The sequence below is a fragment of the Streptomyces sp. SID14515 genome, assembly GCF_010548505.1.
GTDB lineage: Bacteria > Actinomycetota > Actinomycetes > Streptomycetales > Streptomycetaceae > Streptomyces > Streptomyces caviscabies.
On the sequence record NZ_JAAGMH010000065.1, the window covers coordinates 114,115 to 135,143 of the forward strand.

18 protein-coding genes are annotated in these 21,029 nt (G+C 72.3%); 4 read left to right on the top strand and 14 right to left on the bottom strand.

Annotated features, from left to right (window positions below; translation table 11 throughout):
* Nucleotides 1-20 precede the first annotated feature (20 nt).
* From G3I54_RS11855 to G3I54_RS11890, 8 genes are all read right to left on the bottom strand, one after another.
* Nucleotides 21-1,361, bottom strand: coding sequence for an NtaA/DmoA family FMN-dependent monooxygenase (locus G3I54_RS11855; RefSeq protein WP_164613839.1), 1,341 nt, complete (start codon nucleotides 1,359-1,361; stop codon nucleotides 21-23).
* A gap of 45 nt (nucleotides 1,362-1,406) precedes the next feature.
* Nucleotides 1,407-2,276, bottom strand: a complete 870-nt coding sequence (locus G3I54_RS11860) for an ABC transporter ATP-binding protein (protein ID WP_164613841.1) — start codon at nucleotides 2,274-2,276, stop codon at nucleotides 1,407-1,409.
* Nucleotides 2,273-3,172 carry an ABC transporter ATP-binding protein gene (locus G3I54_RS11865; protein ID WP_164613843.1) on the bottom strand — a complete coding sequence of 300 codons (900 nt, stop codon included), beginning with the start codon at nucleotides 3,170-3,172 and terminating at the stop codon, nucleotides 2,273-2,275. The genes G3I54_RS11860 and G3I54_RS11865 overlap by 4 nt, the downstream gene beginning before the upstream one ends.
* Nucleotides 3,169-4,059 (bottom strand): ABC transporter permease, encoded by an 891-nt coding sequence (locus tag G3I54_RS11870; protein ID WP_164613845.1) that lies wholly within the window; start codon nucleotides 4,057-4,059, stop codon nucleotides 3,169-3,171. Before G3I54_RS11870 ends, G3I54_RS11865 begins: the two co-directional genes overlap by 4 nt.
* A gap of 2 nt (nucleotides 4,060-4,061) precedes the next feature.
* Nucleotides 4,062-5,090 (bottom strand): ABC transporter permease, encoded by a 1,029-nt coding sequence (locus tag G3I54_RS11875; protein WP_164613847.1) that lies wholly within the window; start codon nucleotides 5,088-5,090, stop codon nucleotides 4,062-4,064.
* A 66-nt stretch (nucleotides 5,091-5,156) separates the two neighbouring features.
* On the bottom strand, nucleotides 5,157-6,731 hold the full coding sequence (locus tag G3I54_RS11880) for an ABC transporter substrate-binding protein (protein WP_164613848.1): 1,575 nt from the start codon (nucleotides 6,729-6,731) through the stop codon (nucleotides 5,157-5,159).
* A gap of 480 nt (nucleotides 6,732-7,211) precedes the next feature.
* Nucleotides 7,212-8,204: a DsbA family protein gene (locus G3I54_RS11885; protein WP_164613850.1), complete on the bottom strand. Its 993-nt coding sequence runs from the start codon at nucleotides 8,202-8,204 to the stop codon at nucleotides 7,212-7,214.
* Nucleotides 8,201-8,638 carry an Rrf2 family transcriptional regulator gene (locus tag G3I54_RS11890; RefSeq protein ID WP_164613852.1) on the bottom strand — a complete coding sequence of 146 codons (438 nt, stop codon included), beginning with the start codon at nucleotides 8,636-8,638 and terminating at the stop codon, nucleotides 8,201-8,203. Before G3I54_RS11890 ends, G3I54_RS11885 begins: the two co-directional genes overlap by 4 nt.
* Nucleotides 8,639-8,789: 151 nt before the next feature.
* On the opposite strand from G3I54_RS11890, the gene G3I54_RS11895 reads away from it, so the two are divergent.
* Together G3I54_RS11895 and G3I54_RS11900 are read left to right on the top strand one after the other, a co-directional pair.
* Nucleotides 8,790-9,311 (top strand): cupin domain-containing protein, encoded by a 522-nt coding sequence (locus G3I54_RS11895; protein WP_164613854.1) that lies wholly within the window; start codon nucleotides 8,790-8,792, stop codon nucleotides 9,309-9,311.
* 391 nt (nucleotides 9,312-9,702) lie between these two features.
* A complete protein-coding gene (locus tag G3I54_RS11900; protein WP_164613856.1) occupies nucleotides 9,703-10,593 on the top strand; it encodes a S1 family peptidase in 891 nt (296 codons plus the stop codon).
* Between the two features lie 167 nt (nucleotides 10,594-10,760).
* Here the strand turns inward: G3I54_RS11900 and G3I54_RS11905 are convergent, their stop codons facing one another.
* Nucleotides 10,761-13,895 carry a discoidin domain-containing protein gene (locus G3I54_RS11905; RefSeq protein WP_164613858.1) on the bottom strand — a complete coding sequence of 1,045 codons (3,135 nt, stop codon included), beginning with the start codon at nucleotides 13,893-13,895 and terminating at the stop codon, nucleotides 10,761-10,763.
* Nucleotides 13,896-14,085: 190 nt separating this feature from the next.
* Between G3I54_RS11905 and G3I54_RS11910 the strand changes: the two genes are divergently transcribed.
* On the top strand, nucleotides 14,086-14,787 hold the full coding sequence (locus tag G3I54_RS11910) for an aspartate/glutamate racemase family protein (RefSeq protein ID WP_164613860.1): 702 nt from the start codon (nucleotides 14,086-14,088) through the stop codon (nucleotides 14,785-14,787).
* Between the two features lie 93 nt (nucleotides 14,788-14,880).
* Here the strand turns inward: G3I54_RS11910 and G3I54_RS39415 are convergent, their stop codons facing one another.
* On the bottom strand, nucleotides 14,881-15,201 hold the full coding sequence (locus G3I54_RS39415; protein ID WP_239144337.1) for a hypothetical protein: 321 nt from the start codon (nucleotides 15,199-15,201) through the stop codon (nucleotides 14,881-14,883).
* An 87-nt stretch (nucleotides 15,202-15,288) separates the two neighbouring features.
* Nucleotides 15,289-16,128 (bottom strand): LysR family transcriptional regulator, encoded by an 840-nt coding sequence (locus G3I54_RS11920; RefSeq protein WP_164613862.1) that lies wholly within the window; start codon nucleotides 16,126-16,128, stop codon nucleotides 15,289-15,291.
* 92 nt (nucleotides 16,129-16,220) lie between these two features.
* Between G3I54_RS11920 and G3I54_RS11925 the strand changes: the two genes are divergently transcribed.
* Nucleotides 16,221-16,958 carry an SDR family oxidoreductase gene (locus G3I54_RS11925; RefSeq protein ID WP_164614130.1) on the top strand — a complete coding sequence of 246 codons (738 nt, stop codon included), beginning with the start codon at nucleotides 16,221-16,223 and terminating at the stop codon, nucleotides 16,956-16,958.
* A 134-nt stretch (nucleotides 16,959-17,092) separates the two neighbouring features.
* On the opposite strand, the gene G3I54_RS11930 is transcribed toward G3I54_RS11925, so the two are convergent.
* From G3I54_RS11930 to G3I54_RS11940, 3 genes are all read right to left on the bottom strand, one after another.
* Nucleotides 17,093-18,616 carry an aldehyde dehydrogenase family protein gene (locus G3I54_RS11930; RefSeq protein ID WP_164613864.1) on the bottom strand — a complete coding sequence of 508 codons (1,524 nt, stop codon included), beginning with the start codon at nucleotides 18,614-18,616 and terminating at the stop codon, nucleotides 17,093-17,095.
* Between the two features lie 187 nt (nucleotides 18,617-18,803).
* Nucleotides 18,804-20,057 (bottom strand): GAF domain-containing protein, encoded by a 1,254-nt coding sequence (locus tag G3I54_RS11935; protein WP_164613867.1) that lies wholly within the window; start codon nucleotides 20,055-20,057, stop codon nucleotides 18,804-18,806.
* A gap of 111 nt (nucleotides 20,058-20,168) precedes the next feature.
* Nucleotides 20,169-20,753, bottom strand: a complete 585-nt coding sequence (locus G3I54_RS11940) for an N-acetylmuramoyl-L-alanine amidase (protein WP_164613869.1) — start codon at nucleotides 20,751-20,753, stop codon at nucleotides 20,169-20,171.
* Nucleotides 20,754-21,029 lie beyond the last annotated feature (276 nt).

Sequence of the window (21,029 nt, forward strand, 5' to 3'; positions counted from 1 at the left end):
TCGTTCGGAGTCAGGGCCGCTCAGCCGCCCGCGAGTTCGCGCTCGCGGGTGTGGCGGTTGGCGGGGATCGGGAGGCCGAGGTTGCCCCGCAGGGTGTCGGCCTCGTACTCGGTGCGGAACAGGCCCCGCTTCTGGAGCAGCGGCACCACCCCGTCGACGAAGAGTTCGAGGTCGTCGTTGTTCCGGAAGGCGAGGTTGATGCCGTCGAGCGTGCCGGCGTCGTACCACTGCTCGATGGTGTCGGCGACGGTCTCGGGCGCACCGACGAACGGGGACCGCCGGAACGCGTTCGCTCCCTCGGCCACCTGGCGCAGCGTCAGCTTCTCCTCGCGGGCCCGCTCGATGATCTTCGTGGCCCCGGTGCGGCCGCCCTTCTCGGCGAGGTGGGCGACGTCGGGGAAGGGGGCGTCCAGGTCGTGGACGCTGAAGTCGTACGCGCCGAACGAGCGGCCGAGGAGGGCGAGGTTGCGTTCGAAGTCGTTGTCCTCCTCGAAGATCTCCCGCTCGCGCCGCCGGGCCGCCTCGTCGGTGGCGGCGACGATCGGTCCGCCGTGGATGAAGACCTTGATGTGCTCGGGGTCGCGGCCGTGGGCCGCGGTGCGCTTCTTGATGTCCGCGTAGTACTCCTGGGCCTGCTCCAGGGTGCCGCCGGGTGCGTAGATGCCCTCGGCGACCCTCGCCGCCAGGTCGCGGCCCTCCGCGGAGACCCCGGCCTGGAAGATGACGGGCTGGCCCTGCGCCGAGCGGGAGATGTTGAGCGGTCCTGCGACCTTGAAGTGCTCCCCCTCGTGGTCGAGGGCGTGCAGCCGTTCCGGGTCGAGGAAGACGCCCCGCTCCACGTCGGCGGGGAACGCGTCGTCCTCGTAGGAGTCCCACAGCCCCCGGGCGACCTGCACGAACTCCAGGGCGCGGCCGTAGCGGGTGGCGTAGTCCAGGTGCTCGTCGAGGCCGAAGTTCTTCGAGGTGCCGGTGTCGAAGCTGGTCACCACGTTCCAGCCGGCCCGGCCGCCGCTGATGAGGTCGAGCGAGGCGAACCGGCGGGCCAGATTGAAGGGGGAGTTGTAGGTGGAGCTGGCGGTGCCGACCAGACCGATGTGCCGGGTGTGGGTGGCGACGGCCGACAGGAGGGTCAGCGGTTCCAGGCGGTTGAGGTAGTGCGAAGGGTAGGTGGAGTTGATGAACTGGCTGTCGACGACGAACAGGGCGTCGAAGAGCGCGTGCTCGGCCGCCTGGGCCTGCTGGATGTAGTAGTTGATGTCGATGCTGGCGTTCTTCGCGACGCGCGGGTCCTTCCAGAGGCCGTGCTGGCCGGGGCCTCCGACACCGTACGGGTGCAGGGCGAGGTGGATTCTGCGGGACATGGCTGTTCCTCTCGGCAAGGGGGTGGTGGGGTACGGGGGGTGTGTTCAGGCGTCCAGCAGCGCCCGGAGGGCTTCGCGTTCGGCGCGGTCGGCGGGCCGGCCCCGCAGGGTGGGCGCGGAGCCGAGCAGCAGCCGGGTGTACGGGTGTTGAGGCCGGCGCACCACGTCGTGGGCGGTGCCGGTCTCCACGAGTTCGCCCCGGTACAGGACGGCGATACGGTCGGCGGTCCCGGCGACGGAGCCGAGGTCGTGGGAGATGAGGACGAGGGCGACGCCGGAGGTGCGCAGCTCCTTGAGGATCTCCAGGATCTGGACGCGGTTGGCGGAGTCGAGGGCGCTGACCGGTTCGTCGAGGATGACGAGCCGGGGCTCGGTGACCAGGGCGCGGGCCACGGCGACACGCTGGCGCTGACCGCCCGACAGCTCGCCGGGCAGCCGTTCGAGGAGATCGGGGGCGAGCTGGACGCGGTCGAGGAAGGAGCGGGCCCGCAGGACGGCCTCCTTGCGGGGGACACCCTGGATGAGCAGGGGTTCGACGAGGGAGTCCTCGATGGTGAGATCCGGGTCGAGGCTGCGGAGCGGGTCCTGGAAGACGTACTGGATCACGCCGCGCCGCCGCAGTTCGCGCCACCGGCGGGAGCCGTACGCGCTCACCTCCTCCCCGGCGATACGGACCGAGCCGGCCGACGCGGGGACCAGCCCGAGGACGGCGCGGGCCAGGGTGGACTTGCCGGAGCCGGTCTCGCCGATCACGCCGACGGCCTCGCCGGGCGCGATGCTCAGGGTGACGTCGTGCAGGGCCCGTCGCCGCTTGCGTCCCCGGCCGTAGTGCACACCGAGGCCGGAGACCTCCAGCACCGGACCGGTCCCGTCCTCGGATGCGGCCTCCTCGGCCTGTGGTGCCGCGGTGGTCATGACGCCCCCTGGGGTGCGAGGAACTTGTCGAGGCCGTAGCTGTCGTGCTCGGCGATGAGCAGGCGGGTGTAGTCGTGCTGAGGGTCGTGCAGCACCGCCCGGGTCGGCCCCTGCTCCACCACCTCGCCCTGTCGCAGCACCAGGACCTCGTCGCAGAGCTGGGCGACGACGGCCAGGTCGTGCGAGACCACGACGAGGGCCAGGCCGGTGCGGGTCCGCAGTTCGGCGAGGAGGTCGAGGATCTCGGCCTGGACGGTGACGTCGAGGGCGGTGGTGGCCTCGTCGGCGATGAGGGCCCGGGGTTCGACGGCGATGGCGGCGGCGATGAGGACCCGTTGGAGCATGCCGCCGGAGAGCTCGTAGGGGTACTGCCCGTAGACGAGTTCCGGGTCGCGCAGCCTTACGGCTCCGAGGAGTTCCACGGCCCGGCGGCGGGCCGCGCGCCGCTTCAGCCCCTGCTTGACGCGGACGACCTCGGCGATCTGGGCCCCTACCTTGATCGCCGGGTTGAGATAGGAGGCGGGGTCCTGGAAGACGGCGCTGATGGTGGCGCCCCGCAGCTCCGTCCACCGACGGGGTGTCAGGGTCGCGATGTCGCTGCCCGCGAGGTCGATGCGGCCGCCGGAGACCTCGAAGTGCGGGGGCAGGATGCCCAGGGCGGCACGGCAGGTGAGGGTCTTGCCGCTGCCGGACTCCCCGACGATGCCGACCGCCTTGCCCGGGGTCAGGTCGAAGGTGACCCCGTGGACGATCTCCCGGTCGGTGACGCGGTCGGTGATGCGTACGTCGTGGAGGGCGAGGACGGGTTCGGCGGGCGGCGCGCCGGGGGCGTCCGCGGCCGGCCGGTCGGTGTCGGCGGGGCGGGAGGCGAGGGTGTCGGGGGACAGCGGGCTCATCGGGAACCTCCGGCGGGAAGGGGGCCGGCCGCCGCGCGGCGGTTGGCGCGGGCCTTGCGGTCGTTGGCCAGCGCCCGGCCCGCCTCTCCGGAGACGTCGCGGATGGCGTCGGCGAGGAGGTTGCAGGCCCAGACGGTGACCATGATCAGCAGAGCGGGCGCCACCGGGGCCCAGGGCCGGTGGCTGAGGTAGCCCAGGTCGGAGGCGAGCAGTCCGCCCCAGGTGGGCTCGGGCGGCTGGACGCCGATGCCGAGGAAGGTGAGGCTGGAGACGATCACGAAGCCGACGCCGATGGTCTGGGCGAGCGCGACGGCGATCGGCGGGAGCACCTTGGCGAGCACGTGGCGTCGTACGATCCAGCCGATGGAGGCGCCGGAGACGATGGCCGCCTCGACGTACGGGGAGCGGGCGACGGCCAGGGTCGCGGCGCGGGAGACCCGGTAGAAGAGCGGGGAGACCAGCGCCCCGGTGACCAGCATCGCCTGGGTGATGCCGTTGCCGAGCAGGGCGATCACCGCGATGGCGAACAGCAGGAACGGCAGGGCGACCAGGGTGTCGGCGATACGGAGGGTGAACCATTCGAAGGCGCGGCCCAGGTAGACCGACAGGATCCCGGGGACCGCGCCGACGACGAGGGCCACCAGGGCGACCTCCAGTGAGCCGAGGACGCTGATACGTGAGCCGTCCAGCAGCCGGCTGAGGACGTCGCGTCCCAGGTAGTCGGTGCCCAGCCAGTGGCTGCCGGAGTAGGCGGCGAGCGCGTTGTCGCTGGTGGCCAGCGGGTTCTGCGGTACGAGCCAGGGGCCCAGCAGCGCGAGGAGCGCGATCACGGCGAGGATGACGACGGCGATCCGTCCGGACGTGAGGGCGAGCACGCGGCGCACCATGGTCACACCCCCCGCTGGGAGGCCGGCATCACGCGGGCCAGTACCAGGTTGATGATGAGGTTGAAGGAGACGACCAGCGCGATCGAGACCACCAGGACGCCCTGCACCGCCGGTACGTCACCGGCCTGCGCGGAGTCGTTGGCGAACCGGCCGAAGCCCTGGAGGCCGAAGATCCACTCGGTGACGACGGACGCGCCGACCAGGGCGGGGAACTTCTGCCCCAGGGTGGCGAGTGTCGGTCCGAGGCCGTTGCGCAGGACGTGTCCGAAGAAGACGCGCCGCGGGCTCAGTCCGCGGACGACCGCTCCGGTCACGTAGTTCTCCTGGTAGGCCCCGATGAGGCTGGAGCGGAGCTGGCGTGTGACGTCCGCGATGACGTCGAAGCTCAGCGCGAGGGCGGGCAGGGTGATGTGGGCGAGCCAGGGGCCGACGCCCTGCTCCGCCGGGACGTAGCCGGCGGAGGGGAAGAGACCGAACCCGACGGCGAGGATGGACACCAGCACGATGCCGACGACGAAGGCGGGCATCACCGAGATCACGGTGACGAAGCCGGTGATCGCCCGGTCGATGGCCGTGGTGCGCCGGAGCGCCGCGACCGTACCGAGGCCGAACCCGATGAGGACCCCGATGACCAGGGCGAACGTGGCGACCGAGAGGCTCACGCCGAGCCCGAGGCCGATGAGGGTGGAGATGTCGGCCCCGTTGACCCAGCTGGTGCCGAGTTCGCCGTGCAGGACTCCGGTGAACCAGTCCCAGTACTGGGCGAGGAAGGGCTTGTCGAGCCCCCATTGGGACTCGATCCGGGCGATGGCCTCGGGGGTGGCCTCCTCGCCCAGCTGGATGCGGGCGGGGCTGAGTCCGCTCAGCGAGCGGAGGGCGAACGTCACGAAGGTCGCGACGAGGAACACGGGGACGAAGATGGCGACCGACCGGGCGAGGACGGCCAGGACTCGGCCCGCCGCGTGCCGGGTCCTGGCCACGGCGGCCCCGCGACGGCGGGCAGGGATGATCGGTGGCTCGGTCGTCGTCATGGGGCTGCCCCCTCTCTGTGCGATGGGCTGATGCATGGGTGGGTGGTGAGCGGTGCCGCGGGCGGATCAGTTGGTGCCGGAGACCTTCACACCGGTCCAGTCGATGTGCCCGGGGTTCTTCGGGAGCGCGGACACCGACGTCGTCTTGGCGAAGAGGTTCGGCGAGGAGAAGGTGAACACCAGCGCCTTGCTTCCGAGCCCCGCCCGGGTCGCGGCCTGCAGGGCCTCGGCGTAGTCGGGCGAGTCCAGCGGGGTCCGGCGGACCTTGGCCACCGCCTCCTCGAAGCCGTCCGGCTCGTAGGGGCTGGAGAGGTTGAGCGGTCCGTCGGGGCCGAAGTGCGCGGTGAGGGTCTGTACGGCGGAGTCGCGCCCGGTGGTCGAGTACAGCGAGAAGGCGAGGTCCTTGGCGAAGAACGGGGTGGCCCAGTTCTTGTCGATCTTGATGGTGACCTTGATGCCGACGGCGGCGAGCTGCGACTGGACGATCTCGGCCTGGGGGTCCTCGGACGGGATGACGAGGTTCAGCTTGAGGTCGCCGGGCCGGTGGCCCGCCTCGGCGAGGAGCTTCTTCGCCTTCGCCGGGTCGTAGGGGTAGGCGTCCTCGGACTTCGGGTCGTAGGCCACGTACCCCTTCGGGAAGGGCTGGTCGGTCGCCTCGCCGTGGCCGAAGGTCAGCTTCCGGACGAACTCCTCGCGGTTGACCGCGTGCCGGACGGCGTCGACGACGCGGTCGTCGTCGAAGGGCGCCTTGTTGATGTTGAGACTGAGGTTGGCGGCGTTGAAACCGGGCTGGACGAAGACGTCGAGGCCGGCCTTCTTCGCGGCGTCGGCCTGGCTGGGGTCGATGTCGGCGAAGTTGTAGACGCCGGTCCGCAGACCGGAGACGACCGTCGAGGCGTCGGGGGCGGAGACCAGTTCGACGTTGTCGATGTGGATGTTCTTCGCGTCCCAGTAGTCCGGGTTCTTCTTCAGGACCGCCTTGGTCCCCGGGATCAGCTGCTCGACCACGAAGGGCCCGGCGCCGACAGGGTTCTGGTCGAGCCGGGTGGGGTTGCCGGCCGCCTTGGGGCTGGCGATCTGGAGCACGCGCTGTCCGAGCAACTGCGGTATCTGGTAGTCGACCTGAGTGAGGTTCAGGGTCGCTTCGAGTCCGTTCGCCTCCACCGTGCCGATCGAGGTGAGGTCGCCGAAGAGGGCGGAGTTCTTCTGCTTCTGGGCGCGTTCGATGGCGGCCTTCACCGCGGTGGCGTCGACCGGTTCGCCGTCGCTGAACTTCTGACCGGGGCGCAGCTTGAACGTGATGCGGTCGCCCCTGTCGTTGTACTCCCAGCTCTCGGCGAGGTCGGGGACGGGCTTGCCCTCCTCGTCGGTGCGGGTCAAGGAGGCGTATACGAGCGAGAGTTGACGGAACTGGGCGCCACTGCCGGAGACCACCGGGTCCCAGTGGGCCGGGAAGTAGGAGGACGCCCACTTCAGCGTGGCGTTGCCCGCGGCCGAGGAGGTGCCCCCGCCGCACGCGGTGAGCGTGGGAACGAGGAGGGCGGCGAGGGCGGTGCCGAGCGCCGTGGCCCGCAGGCCCCGGCCCCTTCGGGCGGGCCGGAGGCGGAGTGCGGGGCGGAGGTTCGTCGGACGTGCGGACATCTGGGTGTTCTCTCTGTGATGGGCCCCGGCCCGGGGCGGAGGGGAGCGGGACCGGGGGCGGCCGACGCCCGCGCCGGTTCCGTGCGACGGCACCCGGGCAGGGCGGCGGGAGCCCCGACGCGGCCGGGGGCGGCCGGTGTTCGGGGCCGTCGGCGTCGACGGGGACACGGGGGGACGCACGGATGCGGCGGGGAAGGCCGTCGAGGATGCGCGACGGGAGGGTGCGAAGAGGGCGGTCGGACCGTTCGGCGCGGCGACGGGCAGCGGTGGTGCTGCGGTCGGCGGTCGGGGAACGCCTGCGGGCCGCCGGTGGCGGTCGGTCAGCGACAGAGGGCGCTGGAGGTGCGCCGCAGGTCCACGTAGCGGCACATCACGCCGGGGTGCGTCGTGAGCATGCGGCACATCCTGGCGGCAGCCGGCACCGGATGTCAATGGACACCTTTTGGTGTCTCATTCGGTGGAACGGTGCTGGGCCGCAGCTCAGCGTGGTGCGGAGCCGTCCGGGCTTACGGCGGGGTGCAGTTGGGCCTCGTCGGGATGCAGCCACAGCGGCCCCTGCCCGGTGTCCACGCGCACTGCGCCCGGCGGCGGCCAGGCACCCTCGGCGAGCACCAGCCGCTCGGGGTCGGTCAGGCTTCGGTAGCGCTCCAGCGCCCCGGCCGGGTCGAGTGGCGGGGCCGTGCGGAGCAGCCCCGGTGCGAGCGCGTCGACAGCGCCGGCGTACGCCTCGAAGGACCGCCAGCCGGGCACCGCGCGATGGCCGGCCGGGGTGCGGAACAGCAGGGTCGGCAGGGCGTAGCGGAGTTCGCCGTCGGGGGTCTCCTTGGCGGTGCCCGGATGCGGCGACTCCGCGCGGACGGAGAGCACCTCGGGGACGGGGCGCCGTGCCTCCGCCCGGTCGGCGCGCACCTGTTGCCGTACGCCGGAGGAGGCGGCGTCCCGGGCGATCCGGCCGATGTCGAGGCCCGGCACCCCCTGGACGTACCGGAGCGCGAGGGTCGGGGTGTCCGCCGGTTCGCCGAGGACGAAGACGCTCTCCCGCAGACGGCGGAGCACGCCGTCGGCGACCTCCGGACCCTGGAGTTCGGCGGCCTTGGCCGTGAGCGAGGAGGGCCAGGAGCTGGCCGCGACCCGGCTCAGGGTGTGCGCGCGAGGGGCCAGGGTGTGCGCGCCGATGTCCGCCAAGTGCCGTGCGTACCAAGCGGTTTCGGCGGCCGGGTCGGGCGGCGGGTCATCGCCGTCGTCGAAGAGGATGGCGTACGCCCGCCGCCAGTGGACCCGTCCGGCGAGCGCGGCCCGGAGCCCGCGGAAGACGGGCTCGGAGCCCCAGGCCCACGGGCAGAGCGGATCGGTGTACTCCACGACCTCCAGCAGCGGCGACGGATCCTCCCCGGGCGCGGCCTCCTGCGCGGACGGTGGCCGGGACACCGCGCCTCCCGCCGCCGGGGGCGTCCGCTCCGGTGCGTTCGTCATACGGCGCCGGCCTTGGAGCGCTGTTCCTGTGCGGTGGCCGCCGGCAGCAGCGTGGCGAGCGTGAGGCCGCCCAGGACCGCGGCGGCGCCTGCCTCGATCTGCCGCCACACATCGGGCAGGGGAGCGGCGGGGCCCGGGTAGCCGAGCGCGTCGAGCGGCTCGCCGCGCAGGGTGAGCACGTCGCCGTCGATCGCGCGCACCACGTCGAGCAGGGTGACCTCGTCGGCGGGTCTGCCGAGCCAGTAGCCGCCCTCGCAGCCGCGCTGGCTTCGGACAAGCCCGGCCCTGCGCAACTCGCCTACCACGGACTTCAGGAACCGGAAGGGAATCTCCTGCGAGGAGGCGATGGCTTCGCAGGTGAGCGGACGGCCAGGTTCACGGGCGAGCTCCAGGAGGGCCCGCGTGGCGTAGTCCGCTTTCGCGGAGATATGCATGCCGCTCATCATGCACGAAGGGGCGCCCGGAGGCTCGGACTCCGCCGGTTCCTGCTCCGGCGGGCGGCGCATATGTCAGCAACATTGCCGCAGATGAACCGCAAAGGACACCTCTTGACATCCTTTTCGGCGCCCCTCTAGCGTCCCAGCCATGAGCGAGCCCCTGACCACCGCCGGCGAAGGCTTCCACCCGCATCTGCACACCACCGGGGAAGAACGCCCGGCAGCGCCGCTGCACACCCGCCTGCATCACATCCGCGCGGACGCGCTGGACGGCGACACGGCCCAGACCGGGGGCATGCGCCGGTTCGCGGCGATCAGCGGGAAGACCACGGGCTCCGAGAAACTGTGGATGGGCCAGACCCATGTGGCGCCCTCGACCTCCTCATCGGACCATCACCACGGCGCGTCCGAGACGGCCATCCATGTGGTCAGCGGCCACCCGGAGTTCGTGTTCCTGGACGACTCGGGCGACGAGCCCGAAGAGGTACGGCTGCGCACCGGCCCCGGTGACTACATTTTCGTGCCGCCCTTCGTGCCGCACCGCGAGGAGAACCCCGACCCGTCCGAGGAGGCCGTGGTCGTCATCGCCCGGTCGACCCAGGAGGCGATCGTGGTGAACCTGCCGGGCCTGTACGCGCTTCCGGCATCGGAAGCCGATCGGGGCGCCTGACCGACGGAACGCCCGGCCGGGCGCCCCGCCTCGGCGGCTGGAAGAAGCCCCGCCGCTCTGTCGCCCAGGCGGCGGCGAGGGCTTCCGGGGAGAGCCGGTCGGCGGTTCCGGCGATGGTTCCGCCCGGCGGATCGTCCAGCGTCCCCACCGATCGTTTCCCGTCATCCCGCTACCTCGGTACGCCACCAATACACCCATTTGACGGTGTCTGGATCTCGCCAGATGGCTGGTTGTCGGCCAGTCCCGCCCTCGGGGGTCTTGTGTGCGGGTCCAGGTCTGACCAGCATGGAACAACGTTGTCAGGAACATGGCAGCTTCATCGTCTTCCTGATGACGTGTCATGGGCGTCCACCCAACGCCCCGAGTTCCCCCCACGATCTGGAGGACTACAGTGCGACTCTCTCACCCCCACAGCAGTTCGAGACGAGCACGACTCATCGCCGGGGCGACCGGCCTCGCCGCCGCCGCGGCGCTCGCCGTCCCCGCCGCCACCGCATCCGCCCAGCCGGCCCCGAAGGCGTTCAGCGCCACCGAGCTCAGCCGGACGGCCGATTCCGTGCGTACCGCCGACGTCGGCGGCACCGCCTGGTATGTCGATTCCGAGTCGGGCAAGGTCGTCGTCACCGTCGACAGCACGGTCAGCAAGGCCGAGATCGCCAAGATCGAGAACGAGGCCGGCGTGAACGCCGACGCCCTCGTGGTCAAGCACACCCCCGGTAAGTTCTCCAAGCTCATCGCGGGCGGCGAGGCCATCACCACCGGCGGAGCCCGGTGCTCCCTGGGCTTCAACGTGCAGGACGGCGCGGGCACCAAGTTCGCCCTGACCGCCGGTCACTGCACCAACATCGGCAGCTCCTGGTCCATCGGCACCACCGCCGGGTCCAGCTTCCCCGGCAACGACTACGGCATCATCCGGCACTCCGACCCCAACGCGGCCGACGGCCGTGTCTACCTCTACAACGGCGGCTACCAGGAGATCGACGGCGCCGCCGACCCCTCGGTCGGCCAGTCCGTCCAGCGCAGCGGCAGCACCACCGGCCTGCACGGCGGCTCGGTCACCGGCCTCAACGCCACCGTCAACTACGGTGCCGACGGCATCGTCTCCGGCCTGATCCAGACCAACGTCTGCGCCGAGCCCGGCGACAGCGGCGGCGCGCTCTTCTCCGGGAGCACCGCACTCGGCCTCACCTCCGGCGGCAGCGGCAACTGCTCCTCCGGCGGTACCACGTTCTTCCAGCCCGTCACCGAGGCACTGAGTGCCTACGGTGTGAGCATCATCTGATTCCCGCGCCCACCAGGGGCATGCGCCATCGGCCCTGATGACTGTCCCCGCCTGGTTCGCCGGCGGGGACAGTCTTCGTTACCGCCACGCGGGGTGACGGCCAAGCGACCGACGTGCCAGTGGCACCGGCCCGCCCACGCGATCAGCGTGCCGGTGGGCCCGGTCCGTCAGCGGACCGACAGCCGCACGAGGCCGCCGCGCCCCTCCGGGGTGTCCGACACCCGCAGCGCCACATAGCGCGGGGAGCCCGTCGCCCGCAGACTCCGCACCCGGCCATGGCCGGTGAGCGCCCCCGCCCGGCGGTAGCGGATTCCGTCGTCACTGAATTCCACGGACAGACCCGGGACCCGCCCGGCCGACCACTCGGCCTCCACCCGGCCCACCGCGCGCCGTGCCCCGAGGTCCACGACCAGGCGGCCGTCGCGTGCCGGCCGCCACACCGTGTCCGGGTCACCGTCGACAGCCGCCGACGGCTCCGACATCCCCGTCGGCAGCGGCGCGTTCGGGAAGACGGCGCGGCCCAGGGCGAGGTCCGTCGTCGGATAAGCCCGTGCCCCGCGCACCGTGACCTCCGTACCCCGGCCCGGCCGCACCACCGCCACCGTGCTGTGCCCCTGTGCCTCGACCCGCACCCGGCAGACCGGCCCGGTCAGACGCACCGTGGCGGCGTCCACGACCTCCACCCGCAGGCCGTTCGGCAGCGACCGCCCCGACAGCGGGACCAGCGTGAACCGGGGCGGCAGCAGCAGCGCCGAGGCGGCCTCCAGCCGCGCCTCGTACCGCAGCCCGTCCCGGGTAACCATCTGCTCGCCCTCGTAGACCTCCCGGCGGCGGCCCTCCTGCACTAGCGCGACCGGGGTGCGCACCGTCCGGTCCGACAGGTTGAACAGGCTCAGGTGTCCGTCCGTCACCGCAGCCCGCACCTTCTCGTCCCCGGCCGCGGGCACCGGCCGGCGAGCGAGTTCGCGCAGGCCGGCGGCGGACACCCCGCAGTGGCCCTCCACGAGCAGCGGGCCCGTACCGCCGCCCTCCGCCAGGACGACCGTGTCCCCGTACACCGCCAGCGGACCCCGCCCGCCGCGTACGACCAGGCCCGCGCGGCCGTCCACGTCCAGCCAGCCGCCCTCGCTGCGCAGCGCCGGTACGGGCCCGCTCGCCAGGTCCGTCCACCGCTCGCCGTCGTCCGAGCCCTGCACCAGGTAGCTCCGGCCCGCCGCGCTCTCCCAGCGCAGGGTGACCCGGTCCAGGGCGCGGGGCTCCCCGAGGTCCACGGCGAGCCAGCTGTCGGGGCGCGGCCGGTCGGCGGTGGAGACCGCCCAGCGGGTCGTGCCGTCCCCGTCCACGGCCAGCTCCGGCCCCCTGCCCGGCGTGTACGAGGACGCGGTGGCCCGCCCGCCGCGTGCGAGGTCGGGCCCGTCCGACCCGTCCCGGGCCTCCACGGCGAACAGCGAGTAGCCGTACGCCGGATCGGGTGTCACGCCCTGGACCCGCAGGTGCCGGACCGTCGTACGGCCGAAGGGCAGCTCGTCGACCCGGCCCGTCGAGCCGCCGGAGGAGTCCCGGGACGCGACCGTGGCCGACCCCTCGGCGAAGCGGTAGGTCCGCCTGCCGTCCAGCCCCGCCACGCCCGGCATGGTGAGGTTGTGCACCTCCAGCCGGCCGCCCGCGGTGTCCGGTCCTTCGGCCGCGTGGACGACCGCGCCGGTGGGCAGCGTGGTGAAGCCCGCGAAGCCGTCCTTCAGCCGCAGCAGCGTCGCGCTCCCGTCGAAGCCGTCGCGCAGCCGGGTGTGCGTGCGCACCGAGCGGCCGGTGACCTCCACGGCCGTCGAGGGCAGGAACATCGGCGTGGCGCCGCTGATCCGGAACAGCCAGTCGTCGTGGCCCGGCTGCCAGGCGAACTTCACGAACTTCGGCTTGGACACCGCGCCCGCCCAGGCGGCGGGGGACTGGTGCGAGACCAGGCCGGGCCCCTCCCCGAAATCGGTCACCCCGGAGGCGTACGCGAACAGCTCCCGCTGCGACAGCGGCACGACGGGCCGGCCCGCCCCGGGCCACACGTGCAGCAGGTAGCTGATGGCCAGTTCGGCGCGGGCCTCCGGCTCGTACTTCGGCTCACCGGAGAACTTCGCCAGCCGGTGCTCCGGCGGATACGCCTGGTACGCCTCCAGCCGCGCCGCGAGCTCGACCTCGGCGCGGGCCGCCGCCCGGTCGCCCATCACCCGGGACAGGAACGCCAGCGGGATGACATCCCGGCCGTAGAGGTGCTCGCGGTCGTTCACCATCGGCATCAGCGGCTCACCCGCGTCCGACATCACCCCCAGCAGGGTCCGCCACAGTGGCCCGGCGTTCGGCTGCCGGGTCAGCACCTCGGGCAGCGGCTCCCCGGCGGCCAGGAAGTGCGCCGCGTTGCGCCCCGAGGTCCGCCACAACTCCGCCTGGTAGTGCGGGCCGAAGGAGCCGTGATTCTCGACGATGAACGTGTCGTAGACGTTCCGTGCGGTGTTCCGGGCCACCGGAACGCCGTCCACGCGGGCCGGGTTGGCCAGGTCGGCCTCCGGCAGCCCGGCTTCGTTGCGCGACCAGGCGCCGTAGTCGGCCGCCCACTCGGCCCGGCGGCGGTCGTCCGGGGCCCAGGCCAGTGCGGGGGCCAGTGCCTGGGCGTAGATGCCCATCTCCTCCAGCTTGGTGTCACCGACGTGGCCGCCCGTCAGCCCGTTCGGCGTCCAGGACCCGGAGGCCGGGTCGTCGCCGGTGCCCAGGGCATGCGTGTACGCGGCCTGCTCCCGGACGATGGTGTCCACCAGGGAGCGGGTCCGCGCGTCCAGCTCGTCCCAGAGCAGCCGGGCGGCCAGCACGAAGTACGACTGGAACGTAGTGTCGAAGAACAGGGTGCGGCCCCACTGGGTGCCGCCGGTCAGCCTGTTGGAGGCGGCGAAGTGCCGCAGCGTCGCCAGCGTCCGCCGCTTGAGCGTGTCCCGGTCCACCCCCGCCAGCTCCGCGTCATAGCTGCCACGTGTCAGCAGCACGGCGTGGCCGAGGACCACAGCGAACCCGAAGAACTTGTCCGTATAGATGCCCCGGGCCTCGTCCCACTGCGTCTCGGACCAGCGGGTGTGCCGCAGCAGCACCCGGTAATACGTGGCGGCGACATCGTCCTCCGCGTCGCTCCCGCCGGTCCCGGCGAGCGGGGACGCGGCCGCCGACAATGACCCTGCGCTCAGCTGCAGTGCGGTCACGGCTCCGGACGCGCCGAGGATCTGGAGCAGTCGGCGGCGGCCGAGGGGAAGGGAGGTCGGGCCCACGGTGGTTCTCCTCTGGGTGCGCGCGGCGGTCGTCGGACGGCTGAGGGGGGAACGGCCGTACGATGAAGCCGCTCTGGACAACGTTGTCAAAGGGTTGAGGGCCACCCTTGGCCGCCCCGGTATGTTCCGTCAAGGGAAAACGCACGATTGAACGGAACGACGGAACGACGGAACGAGGAGAGATGCGGCAGTGAGGACGATCGGGCTCATCGGCGGCATGAGCTGGGAGTCGACGGCGGAGTACTACCGGCTGATCAACGAGTACACCCGGGACCGGCTGGGCGGGCTGCACTCGGCGCGGTGCGTGCTCTACTCGGTCGACTTCGCCGAGATCGAGCGGCTCCAGACGGAGGGGCGCTGGGAGGAGGCCGGCGAGGTTCTGGCCGACGCCGCCCGCGCGGTGCAGAGCGCCGGGGCCGACATGGTGCTGATCTGCACCAACACCATGCACAAGGTGGCCGACGCGGTGGCGGCGGCCGTCTCGGTGCCGCTGGTGCACCTCGCCGACGCCACGGCGGACGCGGTCCGCGCGGCGGGGGTGCGGAAGGTGGGCCTGCTCGGCACGGCGTTCACCATGGAGCAGGACTTCTACCGCGGTCGGCTGCGGGACCGGGGGCTGGACGTACGCGTCCCGGACGCGGCGGGCCGGGCCCTGGTGCACGAGGTGATCTACGGCGAACTGTGCCTGGGCGAGGTGCGCGCCGAGTCCCGTGAGGCGTACCGGAAGATCATCCGGGGTCTGGTGGCGGACGGGGCAGAGGGTGTGATCCTCGGCTGCACGGAGATCGAACTGCTCATCGGCCCCGAGGACAGTCCGGTGCCGGTCTTCCCCACGGCCCGGCTGCACGCCCTGGCGGCGGTGGACGCGGCACTGTCCGGGCGCGCCGAATAGGGGCGCTCGCGGATCGGGCCCGACTTCAGGGACAGGCGCTGGCCTTGTCGTCCACGGGGCGGCCGAGATGGCGGGCCGGCCGGCGAGGCACGTTCAGATCCAGTTGCCCCAGCCGAACGTTGCGATGTAGGCCCGCCGGACGGCATCCCAGCCACGACCGCTGCCGATGTGGATCACTGTCAGCGCAAGGATGAACCAGGCCGTGCAGACACCGGCAATGATCAGTGTCCATCGAGGACCGGAGAAACCGGCAACCACGATGAGGGCGATGACGGTCACGCTCAAGCCCATGTGGGCGGCGCACAGATCGGAGCGCAGGGCTTCGCGCAAAGCGTGGCGTTCTTGCTGGATGTCCTGGGTGTAGCGAGAAGAAGCCGAGCCTTCGCCGTTCTCCCGCCCAGAGCTGTGCTCCATGAGGCCCCCTCTTGATCCAGCTACGACTACCCGAAGCAGCCTATGCCCGGGCAGCGGCAGCTCCTTCCGCTACGGAACACGGAGGGGTCAGAGCGAGGCCGCCACCCGGACGAGATCGGCCACCGGCCGCGACCGGCTCTCCGGCAGCCAGGCGAGCACCGTCGTCACGGGCGGCGCGTCCGTCACCGGCACGGCGACCAGGTCCTGCCGCAGGTCGACGGCGGCCGAGGCGGGCAGCACCACGGTGGCCCGGCCGAGGGCGATCAGCTGGAAGAGCTGGGTCAGGTTCCGCACCGCGACTCCGGGGCCTTCGGGGCAGCTGCCGTCCGGGCCGGGCCAGCGGGCCGGGGGAGGGCCGGGCGCGGCGGTCACCTCGGCCTGCCGCACCGCTGTCCGGCCGGCCAGCGGGTGGTCGCCGGGCAGGACCGCGACCTGCCCCTCGGTCAGCAGTGCCTCCGTGTCGAGTCCGGTGACGGCGTCGAACGGCAGATGCAGCAGCGCCACGTCCGTACGCCCCGAGCACAACAGCTCCCGCTGCTCGTGCGCCTCGCACAGCAGCAGATCGACCGCGCACGCGCCGGGGTGCGCGGCGTACGCGTCGAGCACCTTGGCCAGCAGCTCACCCGCCGTACCGGTCTTGACCGCCAGCGCGATACGCGGCCGCCGCTCGGCCGCTTCCCGGGTACGGCGCTCGGCGGCCTCCGCCGCCGCGAGGATCGCACGTGCCTCCGTCAGCAGCACCGCTCCCGCATCGGTGAGCCGGACCCGGCGGCTGGACCGCTCCAGCAGCACCACCCCGAGCCGCCTCTCCAGGCCGGCGAGCGCACGGGACAGCGCGGGCTGGGCGATCCCCAGCCGCTCGGCCGCTCTGCCGAAGTGCAGTTCCTCCGCGACCGCGACGAAGTACCGCAGCTCACGCATCTCCATGTCCGCACCGTAACCCGCCCGGACCGCGACCGATGCCGCGAAGGCATCACTGCCAGACCCGTACGGTGTTGGTCCCCGGCGCCCGGCCGCCGATGCTGGCGGACATGAGCGAACAGACGACCGCGCTGGTCACCGGCGCGAACAAGGGAATCGGATACGAGATCGCGGCGGGCCTCGGCGCGCTCGGCTGGAGCGTCGGCATCGGCGCCAGGGACCGGGAGCGCGGCGCGCAGGCCGTCGCGGCCCTGTGCGCGAGAGGCGTCGACGCCTTCGCCGTCCCGCTGGACGTCACCGACGACGCAGACGTGAGCGCCGCCGCCCGGCTCGTGGAGGAGCGCGCGGGCCGGCTCGACGTACTCGTCAACAACGCCGGTGCGGCGGGCGGTTGGCCCGACGAGCCGACGTCGCTCGACCCCGCCGCCCTCCTGCGGCTGGTCGACACCAACGTCGTCGGGGTCATCCGGGTCACCAACGCGATGCTGCCCCTGCTGCACCGCTCCGCGCATCCGCGGATCGTCAATCAGTCCAGCCACGTCGGCTCCCTGACCCTGCAGACCGACCCCGACGCCGATCTCGGAGGGATCAGCGGGGGCTACGCGCCGACGAAGACCTTCCTGAACGCGGTCACCGTCCAGTACGCCGCGGAGCTGCGCGGCACCCCGATCCTCGTGAACAACGCCTGCCCCGGCTATGTGGCCACCGACTTGAACGGCTTCCGCGGGACCCGTACCGCCGAGGAAGGAGCACGGGTCGCGATCAGGCTCGCGACCCTCCCCGACGGCGGGCCGACCGGGGGCCTCTTCGACGACGAGGGCCCCGTGCCCTGGTGAACAGGCGCACCGCGGCGCGGGAGCGCGCGCCGCGGTGGTCCGGGTTGTCACGTACACCGGGCTCTGCCCCGAGTGGGCTGAACGGAAGGCGCCTGACGGGTAAAAGTCCAGTTCAGGCGCCTTTTCGAGTGCTCCTAGAAGAAGCCCAGCTTCTTCGGTGAGTACGACACCAGCAGGTTCTTCGTCTGCTGGTAGTGCTCCAGCATCATCTTGTGGTTCTCCCTGCCGATGCCTGACTGCTTGTAGCCGCCGAAGGCCGCGTGGGCCGGATAGGCGTGGTAGCAGTTCGTCCAGACCCTGCCCGCCTTGATCCCGCGACCCGCCCGGTACGCCGTGTTGACGTCGCGGGTCCAGACACCCGCGCCCAGTCCGTACAGCGTGTCGTTCGCCGTGCTGATGGCGTCGTCGAAGTCCGTGAAGGACGTCACCGCCACCACCGGGCCGAAGATCTCCTCCTGGAAGACCCGCATCCGGTTGTCGCCCTCGAAGACCGTCGGTTGGACGTAGTAGCCGCCCTCCAGCTCACCGCCGTGCTCGATGCGCTGACCGCCCGTCAGGATCTTCGCGCCCTCCTGCTGCCCGATGTCCAGGTACGAAAGGATCTTCTGCAGCTGGTCGTTGGAGGCCTGGGCGCCGATCATCGTGTCGGTGTCCAGCGGGTGGCCCGGCACGATCTGCTCCGTCCGGGCGATGCCCGCCTCCAGGAACGCGCCGTAGTGGCCGCGCTGGATGAGAGCGCGCGACGGGCACGTACACACCTCGCCCTGGTTGAGGGCGAACATGGTGAACCCTTCGAGGGCCTTGTCGAGGAAGTCGTCGTCGGCGCTCGAGACGTCGTCGAAGAAGATGTTCGGCGACTTGCCGCCCAGCTCCAGGGTCACCGGCTTGATGTTCTCGGAGGCGTACTGCATGATCAGCCGCCCTGTCGTGGTCTCGCCCGTGAAGGCGATCTTCGCGACGCGGGCGCTGGAGGCGAGAGGCTTGCCCGCTTCCGCTCCGAAGCCGTTGACGATGTTGACGACACCCGGCGGCAGCAGATCCGCCACCAGGCTCAGCCAGTAGTGGATCGAGGCGGGCGTCTGCTCGGCCGGCTTGAGGACCACCGCGTTGCCCGCGGCGAGCGCCGGGGCGAGCTTCCATGTGGCCATCAGGATCGGGAAGTTCCACGGGATGATCTGGCCGACGACGCCCAGCGGTTCGTGGAAGTGGTACGCGACGGTGTCGTCGTCGATCTCGCTGAGCGAACCCTCCTGGGCGCGCAGAGCCCCCGCGAAGTACCGGAAGTGATCGATGGCCAGCGGGATGTCGGCCGCCAGCGTCTCCCGCACCGGCTTGCCGTTCTCCCAGCTCTCGGCGACCGCCAGCTCCTCCAGACGGTCTTCCATCCGGTCGGCGATCCTGTTCAGCACCGAGGCCCGGTCCCCGGCGGACGTGGCGCCCCAGCCAGGAGCCGCCGCATGGGCGGCGTCCAGGGCCAGTTCGACGTCCTCGGCCGTGCCGCGCGCGATCTCGGTGAACGGGCGGCCGTTGACGGGGCTCGGGTTCTCGAAGTACTGCCCCCGGGCCGGCGGCACGTACTCCCCGCCGATCCAGTGGTCGTAGCGGGACGCGTACGTGACGATCGCGCCCTCGGTGCCCGGCGCAGCGTAACGGGTCATCTCTGTGGCCTCCCGGATCCGGTGCCGCCCGCCGTTGGACGGCCCTCGGCGCGAGGCTAGGGACGGCGACGTTGCAAGGGCGTTGCAACGGCGGGCGGGGGAGGAATGGGTCGTCCCTCGGGGTGAGCGAACTTCCGTACGGCGGCGCGCGCCGGGCGTCGTCCACCGGCGCGGGAAGGCGCCGCCGCTAGCCGCGCTGTTCGGCGTCGAGGTCCCGGACCCGGGCCAGCAACCCCGCCCGCTGGTCCGCCGGAACCGCCCCGGCCAGCGCGCGCCACACCGGCAGATCCTCCTCGCCCCACGGGCTGTACGCCCAGTCGGCGAGCAGCCCCGGATCACCCCGGGCGATCAGCGCGGCCCGCAGCTGGTCCGTGATCCGCCGCCGCAGCCGTACGACGGCCGGGGCCCGGGAACCCGGCAGCAGCGGGCCCGCGTACGCGTCCAGCGCCGCCGCCACCGCGCCCGAAGCCAGCCGGCGCGTCACCGTGTCGAAGTCGGCGTCCACCGGGACGGCCAGCCGGTACGGCCGCGAGTCCAGCAGGTCGGGCCCCAGCAGTCGGCGGAGCCGGGAGAGTTCGGCCCGGAGTGTCACCGGGGTCACCGACTCGTCCTCGTACAGCTCGATCAACAGCTCGTCACCGCTCAGGCCTTCCGGCCGGCGGGCCAGGGCGACCAGGATCTCGCTGTGCCGCCGGCTGAGCCGCAGCCGTCGCCCCCGCGCCACCAGCAGCGCCTCCTCCCGGCCCAGCGCGCCCAGCCGCACCGACTCGACGTCCGGCGGCGGGGCCAGCAGGGCGAGCTGCGACTCGGCGGCCCGGGCCACCGCCTGGACGAACGCCAGGCTGTGCGGATGGGCGAGACGATCGCCGCCCGTGATGTCCACGGCCCCCAGCACCCGGCCCGTGTGCGGGTCGTGCAGCGGCGCGGCCGCGCAGGTCCACTGCTGGACCGGCCGCAGGAAGTGCTCGGCGGCGAAGACCTGCACCGGGCGGTCCACCGCGATCGCCGTTCCCGGCGCGTTCGTTCCCGCCACGGATTCGGCCCAGCGGGCGCCCTCCACGAAGTTCATCAGGCCGGCCCGCCTGCGCGCCACAGTGTGGCCCTCGACCCACAGGAGGCGGCCGTGGGCATCGCAGACGGCCAGCAGATGCTCCCCGTCCGTCGCGTACGCGCCCATCAACTCGCGGATCACGGGCATCGCACGGGCCAGGGGGTGCGCCGCCCGGTAGGCGCCCAACTCGTCCGGGCCGAGCTCCACCGCCGGGGCGTCGTCCGGGCTGACCCGCGCCCGCGCCGAGCGGCGCCAGGACGCGCCGACCACCGCGCGAACCGGCCGCTCCAGCCGCCCCGCCGAGGTGAACACGTCATGGGCGCGGCGCAGCGCGCCGCTCCGTTCGCCGGGATCGGTGTCCGCAGCCAGGGCCACCCAGGGATCCGTCAACTTAACCCTCCCGTCCAAGGGCCGTCGTGCCCTCCCATCGTCGTCGCCGTCGGTCTCCGCGACAACCTCGGTGCGGAGAGTCATCACGACGGGCGGCGGGGGAGGGGGGCTTCAGGTGACGTCGGCGACGAGCCGGAGGTAGCGCTCCCAGTCCCAGTGGACGCCCGGATCGGTGTGGTCGCTGCCCGGTACCTCATGATGGCCGACGATGTGCTCCCGGTCCTTGGGGATGCCGTGGCGCTCGCAGACGTCCGCGGCGAGCCGGGCGGAGCGCAGGTACATGACGTCCGTGAAGAACTCCGGGCGGTCCACCCAGCCCTCGTGCTCGATGCCGATGCTCCGGGTGTTCCAGCTCCAGTTGCCCGCGTGCCAGGCGATGTCCTTCTCGCTCACGCACTGGGCGACATGGCCGTCGCCGGAGCGCACCACGTAGTGGGCGGACACCTGTTTGGCGGGGTTCCGGAAGATGCCCGTGGTCGGTGTGAACAGCTGCTGGGCGACATGGATGACGATCCGGTCGATCCGGCGCTCCGAAGGGTGGGAGGGAACGGTGTAGTTGGCGGGGGCGGCCGGGGCCCAGAGTGCCGTCGCGTAGTCGGTGGGGCCCTGCGGGGTCGCCATCGCCCGGGCGGAGGACGGCAGGACGGCCGCCGCGAGCGTGGCGGCGGCGCCCTGGATGATCCTTCTGCGGTGCAACAGCACTCCTGAGGCCGGGGGCGGGGCAGGGCTGGGGAGGGAGCGTAGGGGCGGAGCTGAGCAGGTGAGGCCTCGCCCCGTGGATCATCTCCCGCCGATGCGGATGACGAGTCCGCGGGGCATCCGGTTCCCGGCAGCCGCCTTGCGGATGCGTGCGGCCCCCGCGCGCGCCCGGCTGCGCCGCTTCCCGCAGCGCGAGAGCGACGGGTGTGTCAGGCACGCCTCGCGACACCTGCTCCCTCGTGCCGGGCCCGTCCCTCCCGCCCCTCCCGCCCC